The organism is Acidobacteriota bacterium, from assembly GCA_012517875.1.
Taxonomy (GTDB): domain Bacteria; phylum Acidobacteriota; class JAAYUB01; order JAAYUB01; family JAAYUB01; genus JAAYUB01.
On the sequence record JAAYUB010000121.1, the window covers coordinates 1 to 15,223 of the forward strand.

The following is a 15,223-nucleotide window of genomic DNA, read 5'->3' on the forward strand; positions in this document are numbered from 1 at the left end:
CATCGAACAGCACGCGGGGGAGCTTTTCGGGTTCCACGCCGTCCAGCCCGCCCATGACCTGTTCGCGCCACTGCTCCTGCAAGGCGCAACCGGTCTCCATCATGCAGTAATCCAACGCCTGGTCCAAGGGTGCCTGGACCAGCGACCAGGCGACGGCGGGATCGCCTTGGGTCTCCACGATGCCGTAGAGAGAGCCCAGGCTGGCATGAGCCTGATTGAAGGGAGACTTGGCGCCGGTCTCCGCCGTCTGTCCCGGCGTGAAGTTTTCCGGGAAGTAGTCGGAGATCATATGGAAGCAGGTTTCCCGTGAGATGACCGCGGGGGCGATATTCTGGAGCGCCTCGAGATAGCGCTTCCAGATTTTCACCTCGGTGGTGCGGCGATCGGCCAGGCGGGCCTGCTCCGGATCGATGCTTTCCTCGAGCTTCTGGACGAGCTGCTTCTCCTCCTGCTTCAATCTGTCCACCAGGCCGCTGGTCGTTTTAGGTCGGGGCTGCTGCTCGGCTGCCAGCTTTTGGATGGCCGCCAGCTCCACCACCGGCGCGACCCATGTCGGCGGCACCGGATCTTCCAGTTGGGTGAGCTCCTGGGCCATCCTCTGGATCAATAAGAAGAAGGGATTCTGGTCGGTGGTCATGAGGGTGGCGAGACGCTCCCGGCCCTGGGGGGTGCGCATGCCGTCCCGGGCCGAAGCGAAGCCGGCGGCGAATCGTGTCCAGCTGGTGTAGTACTCGGAACGATACCACTCCCAGAATTCCTTCTTCGATTCGGTGATCACCGCCGGATCCGCCAGAACGGTATCGATCTGTCGGATGAACGCGTCGATATTCCTTCGGCCGGCGGCCGTGAACGCGCCCGGGACGAACATCGTCAGGTCGTAGTCCTGCTCGGGCGTCGGCCAGAAGTTGATCAGGTCCACGTCGGGCGAATCGGGGATCCAGCTCTTGACCAGCCAGTGGAGGTTGCTGCCCTTGTGCTGGAGCAGATGGAGGAGATGCTGTTGCAGCTCCTGCACCTTCTGCTCACGCTCGAGCTTGTCGGTGAACCAGTAGAGATAGGTGTAGTAGATGTCGCCGAATTTGGCGGCTATCGCCGGCGGCAGCGTGGGGTATTCCAGTTCCAGCAGATCCGTGGTCGCGCGGCGGAATTCGTTGACGGTCGGCGGCGGCTGGTCGGGGGATGGCGACTCGCTGCGTAGATAGTCCCGGATGAGCGATATGCGGGTGACCACGTAGCCGACGTAATCGGCCATCTCCTCCTCGGGTGTTTGCGGCGTCACGGCGTCAATGCGCCGGGCGAGGGATTCGTCCAGCGGAACCAGGAATCCGCCCCGGAACAGCCGCACAAAGTGCGCCCGCACGCGCGTCTCCAGTTTCAGGCTCTGGTTCAAGCCGAACCGGGGTACCCACCAATCCCGGTTGGCGGTTTGCAGATCGATGAGCTCCAGCCGCATTCGGTCCAGCATCAGCAGGTTGGTGGTGGCATCCTCGGTCAGTGTCGGCGGTTCGTGGAACTCCTCTTGGAACTCGTTGATCGTCCGGATGTTGAGGTGGAACGCCAGGCTCAGCAATCCGCAGAGGAAGGCCCAGAGCAGGCCCCAGGCGGCGAAGCCGAGGGTGCGGGTGAGCCTCCGCCATCGGATGAGTTCCGGCAGGGGACGGTAGACGTATCGGTCGGCCGGAAGCACTTCTTTGAAAACGTCTTTGAGAAAGTAGCCGTCCTCGCGCGTTCCCGCGGGCCGGGCGGCCGCGTCCAGTCCCGTGCTCCGAAGAAAGTCGCTGACGGGCGGTTCGCCCTGTCGGGCGCTGCTGAAGCAGATGCCGCGCAGCAGCGGCGTCTCCTGGTATGGATTGTCGCCGAAGACCGCTCGCAGAAAGTGGTTCAAGCCGCCGGTGAGCCGGCTGAACTCAGTGGGGAATAAGAGCGCGCCGGGTTCCGCCTCGGGCGTCTGGTGCACGAGGATGAAGCGGAGCTGGCGCAACCGTCGCCCCACCACCGTCATGGCCTGGTCCAGCACGTCTTTCCACCGGAGCGTCTGCTGCTCGTTGATGAATCCCATGGCCTGGGTCAGGCGGTCAGGCGGCAAGGGCCGGCAGAACGGCACCATCCCGTGCACGAGGTCCATCTTGGTTACCAAGATGTAGACGGGAAAGCGCGCGCCGACGACCCGCATGACCTGATCGATCCGTTGGCGGACGTCCTCCCCGTCGGCATGCAGTCGGGCGGCATCCTCGGCCAGCAGGCGGTCTGCGGCGATGGCCACCACGAGACCATTGAGCGGCTCTCGCCGGCGGTACTGGGCCAGCAGCGTCAGGAATTTTTCCCATTCCTCGCGATCGGGCCCCGGATCCACCGGAATGGTGTAGCGGCCGGCAGTGTCCAAGACGATGGCCTGATCGAAAAACCACCACTCGCAGTTGCGGGTCGCCGCCAGGCCGGCGGTGCGGACGGTGTCGGCCAGCGGCGTGCTCAAGGTCGCGTTCTTGATGGCCGAGGTCTTGCCGGCACCGGACTCGCCGATGACCAGAAACCAGGGGAGGACGTAGAGGGGATTGCCCCGCTTACGCAGCTTGGACGCGCGCAATCGCTCCACAGACTCCTGCCACTTGGTCTGCAGGTCCTGCAGCTGCTCTCGTTCGTGGAGCGGGGCGGCCTGGATGGCCGCCGTGTCTTGGGCGATCACCCGCCGGACGAACTCGCGCTCCCGCTTGCGCAGGAAATATTTCCGGATGTACAAGATCGCCACCCACACCCCGACCACGCCCAGGAAGATCGCGACGCCGAACCACCAGGGCCACTGCCGCCAGATCACCAGCAAGGCGATTGCCCCGACCAGGAGGGCCAGCAGGAAGACATACAGGAGGATCTTGAGAAACTTGCGCACGGCTTCACTTGTCCGTCGAGATACGTATCGGCTAAAACACGCTGCTGAAATAATTGAAAATCAGGTTGTTCAGCAGTTTGTCATACAGGATGTACAGGGCGATGAAGATGACCACCGGCGCCGCGCACAGCAGTGTGTAGCATGCTAACGCCAGAGGGAAACGGCCCTTTTTCCGCTTGGGCGGGGAGACCGGCTGCGCCTCGGGAAAGAGCTGGTCGGGCAGCGGCAGATCCTTAGTGTCCGCCACCAGGTGGAGGTTCTCGCGACGGATGTCCGCCAGTCGGGTTTGATCGGCGGGCAGAAAATAGCGTCCCTTGAAACCGAGCGCCAGGCAGTAGTCGTAGACCTCGCGCACGTCCCGCGCATCGGGCGGCAACCGGTCCAGTTGGTCGAAAAAGCCTTCGCCCGCCAAGGTGGTCTGGAACAGGGCGCGTTGCAGCTGGGCCAACTGCCACTTGTCCCGGTCGGGCCAATCGGAACAGAGCACGATTTCATCCACCCAGGCGCAGACCGCGTAAAGTCCGGCCTGCCAAGGCGCGTCCGGCACACCCGCGGCCTGACGGGACTGCTCCGCGCGGTCTATCAATCGGCGGAACTGGCGGTCCAGTTCGGCCTGCGTGGTCGGCCGCGTTTCCGGATACCGAGCGAAGTAGAGCGTGTAGGCAAACAACTCGAGGAAATGCTCCACCAAACCGGCTTCAGCCGGGGCGGCCACCGGCGAAAGGGGTAAATCGGTCGTGAGATTCAACCTGTTGATGGTCTGCTTCATACACCTACTTGCGCACGATAATCAGCTCCGCCTTGGTGTCAGCGGGCGCATTGTCCCAATACAAGCAGAAATTCTGCCGTTTCATGATCTCCAGCCAGTGACCGTGGGCCTGGTCCAGCCTGAAGTAAAGTGAACCCGGACGCTTGGGCAAACCCGGAGGCGGCACTTCGTTGTACTGCATCGGCAGGCCGGGCAGCGCCCGGGCCAGCAGCGTGGGCAGCATCTCGATGCTGCCGGATTTGGCCAGGTTGCGCAGCGCGTCGAGTGACCGCTGCCGGTCCTCGGCGGTCCGCACCACCAGGTAGAACACGTTCCGGCTGTCGAACAGGGTGGCGGGGATGACGCCGCGGAACCACTCGCCCTCACGGACCAGATCGATGATGCCCTCCGGCCCCACCAGAATGGCGTTGAGCAGCTCCTCGATCAGCGTTTGCGCCTCCTCGAAGCAGGGGCCGGGGTTTTCGTGGTCGTAATCCGGAAGGAGGGGTCGGCCGTCGGGGAGCCGGCCCAGGGCGTTCACCCGGTCGGAGAACGTGCTCAGCTCGCCCACCAGCTGCCGGAGCAGTCCGTAGAACGCCCACGGATGCACGACGGGCGTCTCCGTGAGATGATGGAGCGGCGGCAGATACCGGTTCAGGGAGCGGAGCGCGAGCAGGAACACCGTGTAACCGCTTTCAAATTCGGCCGTCTGGACATCCCGCGGCACCTTGTACTCCTCCAGGCTCCGTGTGCGCGACGCCACCAGTTCCCGGATGTTTTTGGCGATCTGCAGCAGCACTGGCGAGGCGCTGAGCACCACCGAGGGCGGCGCGAAGCGCTCCGACAGGTGCACACCGCTCCGGTCGCTCTCCAGCTCCGCCACGGGCAGAAGATGGTAGTCACCGACGCTGGGGATCTCCGATTCCCAGAACACCTTGAGTGTATACTGCATCAGCCGCACGTGTGCTGTGGGGCCGCTGTGATGCATGTCTTTGATCTCTTGGGGGACGATGTGGCAGGCGAGGCGGGTGTTGACTTTGCCGACATCCCCTTCCTGCTCGAGCACCGTGACGTTTTCCTCGGATGATTCCCACTTGTGCAACCCCAAGTAAACCTTGAACGGCCGTTCGGTATCAGTCCAGGCCGTCTTGAATGAGCGCGCCTGGAGAACGCCGTTGCCCGGCAACGTCACCCAGGTACCGTCCTGAAAAATGAACGATCCTTCGCTGAGATCGAACGTCTGGTTCAGCAGCAGGGGCTCGTCCACGCGCCATGAGGCGGCGCCCCAGGTGTACGGTTGGACAAATTGCCGAAACGGATCCAGGAGGGAATGGAAATAGCGTTCCTGCAACTGGAAATGGTGCGGCTGAAGAAAGAGTCCCTGATGCCAGAAAATGGGTTTGCTCGCTTGCATGGGCTCACTCCAACTCGTCATATGGGTCGATTTCCTGCGGTGCCCGCGGACCCAAAAACAGGTGCACGCTGAGATGGTCCACCCGCGCCGAGGTCTTCTTGAAAATCTTCCCGTGGTGTTCGATCAGGACCGGGATGTTCAGCAATCGGGTGACCACGCCGGGGGTCAGCTGGTAATATCCCGCCACCACGCCCACCCATTGGGCGCTCTTCGCCCGAGCCAGGGTGAGGGTATTCCGCTCGCCGGGTTGAACGAAGAACCGGTTTGCCGCTGCGACGGTCGCGTCATAGGGCTGGGCCTGCAGCAGTTTCTGCAGGCCTTCGGCAGACTGGGCCAAGTTGTTGAAACTGTTGATATCCGTAAGTTGATAAATCGCCAGCACGGTGGCGTGGGCGCTGCCGTCGTACGCGTTGAGCAGCGGGTCGGCGATGTAGGTGATCTGAATGGCTCTGGGTTCAAACCGCCAGTCGGGCGCCGGTGGCGGCGTGACATTTTTTTTGCACGCGCAGACGCACACCGCCAACAGCAGACCCAGTCCGACGAGTCTTTGGTGGACAACGACGCGAGCGATCACTTGATATCCTTGAGTTAAATATATATACAGATTAACTTTAAATCAACACACTCTATTCTGCAATATTATTTTCTAATCGATCCGCGGCTTGAATTTGAACTCCGAGGCAGGCAAGAGGAGGATCCGCTCCTGGGTATACCCCCGCAACAGCCGGAGCAGCGGCTTGACTTCGTCCGGGTAAGGCAGCATTCGGTCGAACAGGAATTGATAGTCCGAAATGATCTGGCCCCGCTCGTACAGGCGACGGTAGAATGAACGGTTGGCGTCTTCGTCGAGGCTCAGGGCCGAACCTTTGAGAGAAACGCCGGCAAAGAGCCCCTTGCTCAGGCAATACGCGAGCACTTCGGACCTGAGATGAAAGTCCGTACCCGCCTCGGCATATCGCCCCAGCGGTCCCACGGCCAGGCCGGCATCCACCCCCAATGTGAATTTGTTATTCAGGATCGCCTCCAGGCCCTGGCGTCGGTTGATGACCAGCACGAGATCCACGAACTGACCACCGGCCTGGAAGCCGATGTCGCCGCCGCGGAGCTGGATGAAACACGGATTGCTCCAGCGCCCGTCGGGCGAGTGATGCACAAGCACGCCCCGCCCGTAGTTCCCGCCCACGAGAAACGCCGCCTTGGTCATGCGGGGAATGATGACCAGCCCTTCGCAATGGTCCAGCAGTCCGGTGGGGATGCCGCTCTCTTTGATGGCGACAACGTGCTGCATGACCCGGGTGGCTTGCTGTACCCGGTTGACGATTTTGGGCCGCTCCACCGCCGCCCCGCCAACCGCTGTCCCCGCCCACGCTAGCAGGACCGCGCCCAGCCAGCGACAAACGCGGAGCGCCATGCGGCTTTTGGAGGATAGATCTGTCATTGGGATATTATAGCCGTGGATATCGATGCAGGCAATTGGTACGGGATGGCGCCGACTGCCAGCCGGATCCGCACGGCTGCATGTTGAATGGCGAGCTACCGGCCGGGGCGTGATCCGGTAACTCCTGCGGGGGAAGGCGTTGAAGCGCGGCGCTGTCAGGCGGGATCCGCCAGACGGTTGATGACCATCAGGCTGACGTCATCGGTCTTGGGCGCTCCGGCACGAAAAACCAGCCAGTCCCGGCGGCAGGTCTCCAGCCATTCGGCCGGAGGCAACGGGTGCAGGGATGCGGCCAGTCGGCTGAGACAGTCGACGCCGCATTCGTAACTGTCGGCGTTGCGGGCTTCCACCAGCCCGTCGGAGTCCAGCAGCAGCGCATCATCGGGTTGGCGGTCCAGTCGATGTCCTAAAAACTGTTCGTCGCAGAACACGTCCAGCGGCAGGCCGGTGGCCGGGAGCAGCGTCACCGTGCCATCCTGGTGGAGCAACGGCGGTACCTGGCCGGCGTTGCATAAGGTGACGGAGCCGTCGGTGCGGGCGCATCCGTCGACCAGGGTGGCATAGTGGCTGGGCAGAGTGTGCTCGCAGAGGGACCGGCTGGCCCGCTCCAGGAAGTGCGGCAGGGGCAATCTTGTGGTGACCAGGGCCTGGAGGGTCGCGTGCAGGCAGGCCACCAGGATGGACGCGGCGATGCCCTTGCCGGCGACATCTCCGAGAAAGAAACAGAATCCGCCATCGCCGGCCGGCACCAGGTCACAGAGGTCGCCGCGCACCGAACCGAATCCTTCGTCGTGATAGGTGGCGAACCAGCCCGGAAGCGTCAGCTCCGGCGGCGGCAGCAGGGCGCCCGGGGTGCGGCCGGTCAGCTCGATGTCTCCCTGCAGGACGCGCTGTTGGCGGGGGAGTCAGGTGGTCCAGGCAGAATTCAATCAGGAAGTCGGCGTGGAGCCGTTCCGGTTCGATGGGTTGGTGGCATTACCGGCACAGGCCGTAGGTGCCGGCCTCGATCCGTTCGAGCGCCGCAACCACTTGGTTGATCAGGTGTTCCATCTGAGCAGACTATCCGGCCCGAACGGCCTCCAGCCGCCGGCGGCGCTGCAAGAGCTGGACGCGCGTGTGATCGAGGACCGTCTCATCCACGGACACTCCCCGGCCGGAGGTGTGTCTGATTATGGCTTTTTGGCTGTGGCTCGCCATGCCGCCGGTTCAAATTTCAAACTCTGCCAGGCGGCGTCATCGACGCGCACCGCATAGGCGTATTCGCTGTTGCGGGCGTGGCGCTGCCCGTTGGCCACGGACCCGAACAGGAGCGTGATGCCGGCCTTGTTTTCTACGTCGAGGATGACTCGCGCGGCGGGCGGATTGAACCCCAAACGGGTGGGATCGGGCAGGTCGACGAACGCCGTCACTTTCAAATCACGCAGACGGCCAAGGAACTCGTCCACCGGGGCGGTGTCGAGGGACGCGGCGCCCTCTTTGCGCTTCCAGACCCACTGGCCCGCCTGGTTTTTGGCCAGCACGCTTTTGGAGCCGCTCGCATCCCAGGTGATCCCCTTCACCTCAAACGGATAGAAGCGCGCCAAGTCGTGACTGCGCAGTTTGTCCAGCGGCGCGTCGAGGGCAGCGACGGCGGTCAGGGGCAACGTGAAATAGTCGGTCCGGGCGACGTTCAGCGCCAGCACCTGACCGGAGTTGGCCGGGAAAGGGTCCGCCGCGCCGATTTCCACCACCTGCTGCTCGCCTTTTTCCAGGGTGACGGTCACGCGGTAGCGGACCGGGCCAAAGGCCTTCTTCAGCAGTGCCGGATCGGCTTCGTCCAGATGGTCCTGCACCCGCAGCTCGCTGCACTGGCGCAGGATGGTCTCCAGTTCGTTGTCGTCGGCGGGGCCGGCGACGGGCGCCTCGAGAAACCAGTTCCAGTCCTTCTTGCGGAACTGGACGGTCCCGGCGGGCCGGTCCAGCTGAAGGGCCGTGGCCGCGTACATGTCAAATTTCATAGCGGCGCCTTCGCGCAGGCGGTCGAGACCGGCGGTGAACTTGTCGCGGGAGTAACCCGAAACCAGATACACCTTCGGATCGTTGCCACGCCGGGCGAAGTACGAGCCGCCGGAGAAATTGGGCGCTCCCAGCTCCAGCTTATGCACCTCGCCCTTGTCCAGCTCGAAGGTGATCACCAGTTCGGGGTTGCTAAGCCCGTACTGGCCAAGGTTTTTCGGTTGTTCTTCCACCACCCGCTCGAAGTCGAAGGCGGAAAGCGCCAGCGCCAGCCCGTTCCACTCGTCCTTGTTGCCCTCGGCCCGGACCGGCTGTTCGATGGTCCACTGCTTGTCCCCGCGGACGGCGGCCACGGTGGCACCGTCCCGGACCAGGGCGATCCGGCGGATCTTGCCTTCCTCCACCTTGAAGAGCTGCTTGCTCTCACCGGCTCCGTCGGACTTGCCGCCGTTCTTGTCCAGCAGCAGGACGACGGCCAAGAGCAAGGCGCAGAGGATGATCAGGACGAGCGTGCCCTTGAATTTCATCGCTTCCTTCTCCGGATGACCCGCACCACGACGCCGATCACCAGGGGGATCAGCGGCAGCAACACCACGGAGAAATAGAACATCAGCTTCTCGTGCGCCGCGGTGAGCATCACCCGCTTGTCCGCGGGATTTTTGGGGCGGATCGAGATGAGGTTTTCGTCCACCGCCAGCCAGTTGACACAGTTCAGAAAGATGTCGCCGTTGAATTGCGCGCCGAAGTAGGCGTTGGCGGCGAACTCGGAATCACCGATGACCACGAGGCGCGCCGCCGTTTTTGCGGCGTCGGGCCCGTCGCCGGATTTGAATTCCCGCTCCGCGGCCAGCCCGATGGTTACCGGGCCGCGGGTATCCTGCCCTTCGGTGAATTCCGCTTGGCCGGTCTTGTCCAGAGCCGAGAAATCGGTTTCCGCCCAGCTTTCCGGATCGGTTTCGAGCAGCCGCTGCACGGTGACCCCGGCGGGCGCGGGTGCAATCTCCTCCAGCGAGCGGACCAGCGGGAACACGGACATCCCGCGCATGCCCCGGGTAATGGCATGATCCGGGTAGCGCGTCACCAGCGGCACACCCGGGCTCGAGCCGAGCAGGCGGTTGATGTTGCTCGTGTCCAGCACAAGGTCGTTGCGCGGCCGGATGCCCCATTCCGCCACCAGCGGCTCCAGGGTCGCCGCCATGGGGTCAGTGAGCACCAGCAGAGCTCCCCCTTTGCGGGTGTAGTTCCGGATCCAGTCGAGCTCCTGCGGGAACGGCTCCTTCTGGGCGCCGGCAACGACAAGCACGGTGCAGTCGTCCGGCACGCCCTGCTTCTGCACCAGATTGACGGCGGCGATCTCGTAACCGTCTTTTTTGAGCGCCTCGGTCAGGATGGTGTAACCGCGCTCTTGGGCGTCGGTGATGGATTTTTCACCGTGCCCCTCAACGAAATATACTTTTCGGGTGCGCTTTTGGGTGAGCTTCAGAATGGCCGAGGTCAGTTTGGCCTCGTCGGCGGCTTCCACGAGCTCAAACCGGTCGCCGCTCTCCAGCACGATGGTGTTGTAGCTGCGGACGCCGTACTTCTGGGCCTTGTCCAGATTGCGATCGGGATCGAGCACCTGCCACCGCAGCTTGTCCGTGGCCGACTGGTACTCCTTCAGGAGGTCGGTGACCGGTTCCGAGGCCCGGTCGGCGAACACGTAGGCCTGGATCGGCGACTTCAGGCCGCCGACGATTTTGCGGGTCTGGTCGGAGAGCGAGTACAGCTTGTCGGGCGTCGTGTCCAGCCGCTGGTTATGCCGGACCACCAGCACGTTGATCAGACCGAGCACCGCCAGGAGGACGGCCACCGAGATGAGGAAATTGCCGCCATGGAGCGCCTTCCGGGTGCGGAGGGCGTGCACGAGCTCCGCCTGGTTCAGCACCGCCCCGGCCAGCAGCAGGACGCCGCCGGCGATGAGCACATAGAGGTGGAAGGGGAACCATTCGCCCACCACGCTGTAGTGGACGGGTGCCGCCACCACGAGCGCCAAGCCGACCCAGGGGCAGGTTCGTTTCAGATAGTCCAGCATCTCATCCCCTCCACCGCAGAGATTCCAGTGACCGGTACGTCAGAAAGATCCCGAGGGCGGTCACGCTGAGGAAGTACACCCCGTGGGCCAGGTCCAGCACGCCCTTCTGAAAATCTTCGAGATGACGCAGGGGCGACAGGTAGGCCAGCACGCCCTGGACGCCATCGGTGCCCGTCTGGGTGAACACGTTCATGAACCAGAGCAGCAGCACCAGCACGAAGGTCAGGATGGCCGCGATGATCTGGTTTTCGGTGAGTGACGACAGGAAGTTGCCGAGGCTCAGCACCGCCGCCAGGAACAGCACCAGGCCCAGGTATCCCACCAGCAGGGGAACCGGATCGGGCGGCTCGCTCAGGAACAGCGGCAGCATGACCAGAGCGGAACCGGCGAAGAGGATCAGGCCGAAGGCGAGGTTGGCCAGAAATTTGCCCAGAATGATCTGCAGGTTGGTCAACGGCGAGGTGAAGAGCAGCTCGTACGTCCCCTTCTTCTTCTCCTCAGCGTACACGCCCATGGTGATGAGCGGAACAAGGAACAGCAGCACCGTGCTGAGCCAGCCGAAGTAGTAGCGAACCACCATCTGGGGAACGTTCACCGGCTGGTAGCCCATGCCCACTGCAGTCTCGCGGGCGAGGTCGGAGAAGATCAGGTAAAAGACGAATCCCGAGATGAGCAGGAACAGGGTCAGTGTAACGTAGGCGATGGGCGAAAAAAAGTAGCTTTTCAGTTCTTTGACGAACATGTGGATGGTGTTTTTCATTGGTCGGCCTCCTCCGGAGCGGGGGACACGGGGGCGGAGTCGGCGGGCGCCGCTTCGGCCTCCGCGGGGGTCTCGCGGTGCTCATCGGTGATCAGTTCCAGGAACACGTCCTCCAGCGTGGCCCGGCGCGGCGTCAGCTCGTGCAGCTCCAGGCCCGCCTCCACGATGCGGCGGGCGAGCCGCGGCGGACGGCCGGGGTCGTCCAGCGGCACCGTCACCCGCCACAGGCCGCTGTCCTCGGGCTGAGCGATCGCGGCGGGCTGGAGGGTTTCGGCTTCGAGCGCTGCGTTGAGCGTCGCTTCGTCCCCGCCCACGCGCAGCACGAGCGACGCCCGGCCGGCGGCGGAGACCGTCAGGTTCTCGGGCGTGTCCTCGGCCACGATGCGCCCCTTGTTGATGATGACCACGCGGTCGCACACCTGGCTCACTTCGGGCAGGATGTGCGAGGAGAGGATGATGGTGTGGTCGCGACCCAGACCCTTGATCAGCTCGCGCACCTCGCGAATCTGGGCGGGATCGAGCCCGATGGTGGGCTCGTCCAGCACGATGACCTCGGGGTCGTGCACCAGCGCCTGGGCCAAGCCCACCCGCTGGCGATACCCCTTGGACAGCTGGGCGATGAGGCGGTGGCGCACGCTCTCCAGTCCGCAGCGGCCGATGATCCGCTCCAGCACGGCCGGCAAGTCGGCTTTGGGCACACCCTTGATCCGGGCCACGAACTGCAGATATTCGCACACGGTAAACTCGGGGTAGAGCGGGACGTTTTCGGGCAGATAGCCGATCTGGCGCTTCACCGCCACCGGTTGCTCAAACACGTCGAGACCGCCCACCCGGCAGGCGCCCCCCGTGGCGGGCATGTAACCGGTCAGGATGCGCATGGTCGTGGTCTTGCCGGCGCCGTTGGGCCCGAGGAACCCCAGGATTTCGCCGCGCTGGACCGTGAAGCTGACGTCCTCGATGGCTTTGAAAGTGCCGTAATACTTGGTCAGTCCGGATACTTCGATCACAGGCCCTCCTGGCGTTGGTCTGAAACGAATACATACGCTCGCGCGTACGTCCGGTTTCAAAGCCCCCCAATATAGCGGAAAAAGCCGGTGATGTAAAGGTTGCCAATGGTTGTCGTCCATGGCCGGCGAAAAGCCGATTGCATGGCGGGAGGGCATCCGCTAGACTAACACTCTGGCCGGTGTGACCGGTCGCCAAGCCCCCCTCTGGAGATATCTGCATGACCGTCACCGTCTGTTTGCGCCGGTTGCAGCCCAAACGGCGTTGCCTGTCGCGGCTGGCCGGCACGGCCCGCCGACGGGTCGCCGGCTGGCGGCTCACCCTACCGGTGCCCGTGCCCGCCGTCGGCTGCGGGGTGCTGGGCATGGTCTGCGCCAGGCGTACCGTCCGCCTGGGTGAAGTTGCGTCGCGCCTGCTGGAGAAGCTGGAATACCGGGGGTATGACTCGACGGGCCTGTGCATCCAGGACGACGAGCGGATCGTGCTCAAAAAATCAGTGGGCGCCCCGTCCAACGTGGTCAAGGCGCTGGAGCTGGAAACCCTGCCGGGCCGCCTGTTTTGCGGCCAGGTCCGCTGGGCCACCTTCGGTGCGGTGGACGATCTCAACGCCCAGCCGCACCTGGTCGCCTGTAAGACCCGCATCTACGGAGCACACAACGGCAACCTCACCAACTGCGAGGCGCTCAAGGACGACCTGCGGCTGGAGGGGCATGTCGTCCTCAGTGACAACGACGGTGAAATGCTGGTCCACACCATGGAGCATTTCTTTTTCCTCAACCTGGAGAAGCACCCCGCCGACCGGCGTGAGGAGCGGACGGTGCGGCGCGCCTGCATGATCGAGGCCATCCGCCAGGGGAGCCGGAAGATCCGCGGCTCGTACGCCGCGGTGATCGTGGATCCGGTGCTGGAAGAGGCCTACGCCATCAAGAGCGGCAGTTCGCTGTATGTGGGCAAAGGGTTCGATGACAACGGCGATTTCATCCTCACTTCCAGCGACCTGTCGGCGGTGCTGAGCCTGACGCGCATCCTCATCCCGCTGTCCGAGGGGGAGTTTATCCATTTCGACCATTCGGACTGGACGGTGTACTCGCTGACGGATCCGCACCTGTCCGAACGGCGGCTCCCCAAGCGGTCCAAGCTGCGCGTCCGCGACATGGCGCTGCGCCCGCCGTTCCAGTTCTTCATGGAGCAGGAGATCGCCGCCCAGAGCGAGGCCGCCGCGGAACTGATCGACCTGTTCCAACCCGGCAACGGCATCCGGGAGGCATTGTTCGCCCGGTACGACGGCATGCGGGAGCTGGCCTTCCGCGTCCGCCAGTCGGTGCGCCAGGCCAGTTTTCAGACCGACACCCGCCGTCTCCTCGACGACCTCGCGGCGATTTTCGGCGGCGAAGACTTCCGCCGACTGGAGGCGGCGGTGGGCGGCGACGGGCTCTTCCGCCGCTACGCCGAGGCGGTGCCTGAAACCCGGCCGTTCGCCTCCGTCGAGGAGGGCTTCCTGCAGGAGATGCACCGTCTCTCCGGCGGCGAGTGGCGGGAGCGGCTGATGATCACCGACACTCTCTTCCAGTACAAGCACCGCTTTTCGCTGTGCGGCTGGGTGGAGAAATTCGCGCGGGAGCTGGAGGCACACCGGACGCGGCGGATCTACATGGTGGCCTGCGGTTCCTCCTACAACGCGGCGCGGGCCGGGGCGGCCATCCTGAACCGGCTGGCCGGCATCCCGGTCGCGTGCATGCTCCCGGGCGAGTTCCGCGCCGAAGCCCACGAATCCGTCACCGCCGACGATCTGTTCATCGGCATTTCGCAGAGCGGCGAAACCAAGGATCTGGTGGATATCTGCAATGCCCTGGCGGCGCGCGTGCCGGTCCGGCGGCTGATGATCGTCAACAACGTCAACTCCACGCTGGCTCAGGAGAAGTGCGACTTCTATCTCCCGATCCTGTGCGGTCCGGAGATCGCCGTGCCCGCCACCAAGAGCTTCACCAACCAGCTGGTGCTGCTCTTCGGGCTGGCGCTCAAGTGCCTCGAACTGCGCGGCGAGACGGGCGCCGCCTACGAGTCGGCGCGCCAGCAGTTCCTCCGGATCCCCCAGCTCCTCGACGAGACCCACCGCCAGGTGCGGCTCCGCGTCCGGGAGCTGGCCGAGGAGATCTACCTGAGCCCGTCGGCCCACATCCTCTCGGCCGCCAACGTGGGGCTGGCCCGCGAGGGAGCGCTGAAGATCCGTGAGGTGGTTCTGAATCACAGCGAGGGGATGGAGGCATCGGAGTTCAAGCACGGCCCCAACACCATTCTGGGCAAAAATTTCACCTTCGGCCTGGAGCAAATCCAGCACGGACTGGCCGGGTTCACCGGCCTGTACGCGGAGCTTGCCGAGCGGGTCCGGGAAGCCGGGCTTCCGCCGGCGGCGCTGGGGCCGCTGGCCGCGGCGCTGGCCGACTACCTGGTGCATCACAGCCGGCCATTCCACCTGCGCCCGGAGGAGGAGCAGGCGCTCCAGCCGCTCCTGCAGCGCGACTTCTACTCGCCGCTCTTCGCGCCGTACCCGCTCCTGTTCCTCACCCCGCCCACCCAGCGCGATGTGGAGCTGACCATCTCCCAGATCAACACCCATAAGATCCGGGGCGCCGCCATCTACGTCATTGCCGAGGAAAACGAAGAACTGCGCCAGGCGGCGGTCCGGCCTCCGGCCGACGCGCCCGGCTACCGGAGCTACTATCTGACGCTGCCCCGCACCGGCAGCGAACTGCTTTATCCGTTCTCGGCCGTCGTCGCTCTGCAGATGCTGGCGCTCGAGATGAGCGTCCTGAAGATGAAATACCTGAATCGGCTGAAAATCCCGATGCACGGCGTGCACCCCGACGTGCCCAAAAACGTCAGCAAGTCGATCACCGTGGACTGAGAC

At 64.1% G+C, this 15,223-nt stretch carries 11 protein-coding genes; 1 reads left to right on the top strand and 10 read right to left on the bottom strand.

Annotation, left to right across the window (positions count from 1 at the left end):
* From GX414_12855 to GX414_12900, 10 genes are all read right to left on the bottom strand, one after another.
* The coding region (locus GX414_12855) for a hypothetical protein (GenBank protein NLI47988.1) at nucleotides 1-2,884 on the bottom strand (2,884 nt) is incomplete at its 3' end.
* A gap of 31 nt (nucleotides 2,885-2,915) precedes the next feature.
* Nucleotides 2,916-3,653, bottom strand: coding sequence for a DotU family type IV/VI secretion system protein (locus GX414_12860; GenBank protein ID NLI47989.1), 738 nt, complete (start codon nucleotides 3,651-3,653; stop codon nucleotides 2,916-2,918).
* Between the two features lie 4 nt (nucleotides 3,654-3,657).
* Nucleotides 3,658-5,046, bottom strand: coding sequence for a type VI secretion system baseplate subunit TssK (gene tssK, locus GX414_12865; protein NLI47990.1), 1,389 nt, complete (start codon nucleotides 5,044-5,046; stop codon nucleotides 3,658-3,660).
* 4 nt (nucleotides 5,047-5,050) lie between these two features.
* A complete protein-coding gene (gene tssJ / locus GX414_12870) occupies nucleotides 5,051-5,620 on the bottom strand; it encodes a type VI secretion system lipoprotein TssJ (protein NLI47991.1) in 570 nt (189 codons plus the stop codon).
* A gap of 72 nt (nucleotides 5,621-5,692) precedes the next feature.
* Entirely contained in the window at nucleotides 5,693-6,457 is a 765-nt protein-coding gene (locus tag GX414_12875) for a lipid-binding SYLF domain-containing protein (protein NLI47992.1), read from the bottom strand.
* A 182-nt stretch (nucleotides 6,458-6,639) separates the two neighbouring features.
* Nucleotides 6,640-7,257, bottom strand: a complete 618-nt coding sequence (locus tag GX414_12880; protein ID NLI47993.1) for a serine/threonine-protein phosphatase — start codon at nucleotides 7,255-7,257, stop codon at nucleotides 6,640-6,642.
* A 396-nt stretch (nucleotides 7,258-7,653) separates the two neighbouring features.
* Entirely contained in the window at nucleotides 7,654-9,006 is a 1,353-nt protein-coding gene (locus tag GX414_12885; protein NLI47994.1) for a DUF4340 domain-containing protein, read from the bottom strand.
* Nucleotides 9,003-10,550: a GldG family protein gene (locus GX414_12890; GenBank protein NLI47995.1), complete on the bottom strand. Its 1,548-nt coding sequence runs from the start codon at nucleotides 10,548-10,550 to the stop codon at nucleotides 9,003-9,005. Before GX414_12890 ends, GX414_12885 begins: the two co-directional genes overlap by 4 nt.
* A gap of 1 nt (nucleotide 10,551) precedes the next feature.
* A complete protein-coding gene (locus GX414_12895) occupies nucleotides 10,552-11,310 on the bottom strand; it encodes an ABC transporter permease (GenBank protein NLI47996.1) in 759 nt (252 codons plus the stop codon).
* Nucleotides 11,307-12,437: an ATP-binding cassette domain-containing protein gene (locus GX414_12900; GenBank protein ID NLI47997.1), complete on the bottom strand. Its 1,131-nt coding sequence runs from the start codon at nucleotides 12,435-12,437 to the stop codon at nucleotides 11,307-11,309. The genes GX414_12895 and GX414_12900 overlap by 4 nt, the downstream gene beginning before the upstream one ends.
* Before the next feature lie 98 nt (nucleotides 12,438-12,535).
* Between GX414_12900 and GX414_12905 the strand changes: the two genes are divergently transcribed.
* A complete protein-coding gene (locus GX414_12905) occupies nucleotides 12,536-15,220 on the top strand; it encodes an SIS domain-containing protein (GenBank protein NLI47998.1) in 2,685 nt (894 codons plus the stop codon).
* Nucleotides 15,221-15,223 lie beyond the last annotated feature (3 nt).

Excerpts from the sequence above, each read along its gene's own strand:
- GX414_12875 (NLI47992.1), bottom strand. The coding sequence starts at position 6,457 with ATGGCGCTCCGCGTTTGTCGCTGGCTGGGCGCGGTCCTGCTAGCGTGG.
- tssK (NLI47990.1), bottom strand. The coding sequence starts at position 5,046 with ATGCAAGCGAGCAAACCCATTTTCTGGCATCAGGGACTCTTTCTTCAG.
- GX414_12900 (NLI47997.1), bottom strand. The coding sequence starts at position 12,437 with ATGGACGACAACCATTGGCAACCTTTACATCACCGGCTTTTTCCGCTA.
- GX414_12890 (NLI47995.1), bottom strand. The coding sequence starts at position 10,550 with ATGCTGGACTATCTGAAACGAACCTGCCCCTGGGTCGGCTTGGCGCTC.
- GX414_12905 (NLI47998.1), top strand. The coding sequence starts at position 12,536 with ATGACCGTCACCGTCTGTTTGCGCCGGTTGCAGCCCAAACGGCGTTGC.
- GX414_12895 (NLI47996.1), bottom strand. The coding sequence starts at position 11,310 with ATGAAAAACACCATCCACATGTTCGTCAAAGAACTGAAAAGCTACTTT.
- GX414_12885 (NLI47994.1), bottom strand. The coding sequence starts at position 9,006 with ATGAAATTCAAGGGCACGCTCGTCCTGATCATCCTCTGCGCCTTGCTC.
- GX414_12860 (NLI47989.1), bottom strand. The coding sequence starts at position 3,653 with ATGAAGCAGACCATCAACAGGTTGAATCTCACGACCGATTTACCCCTT.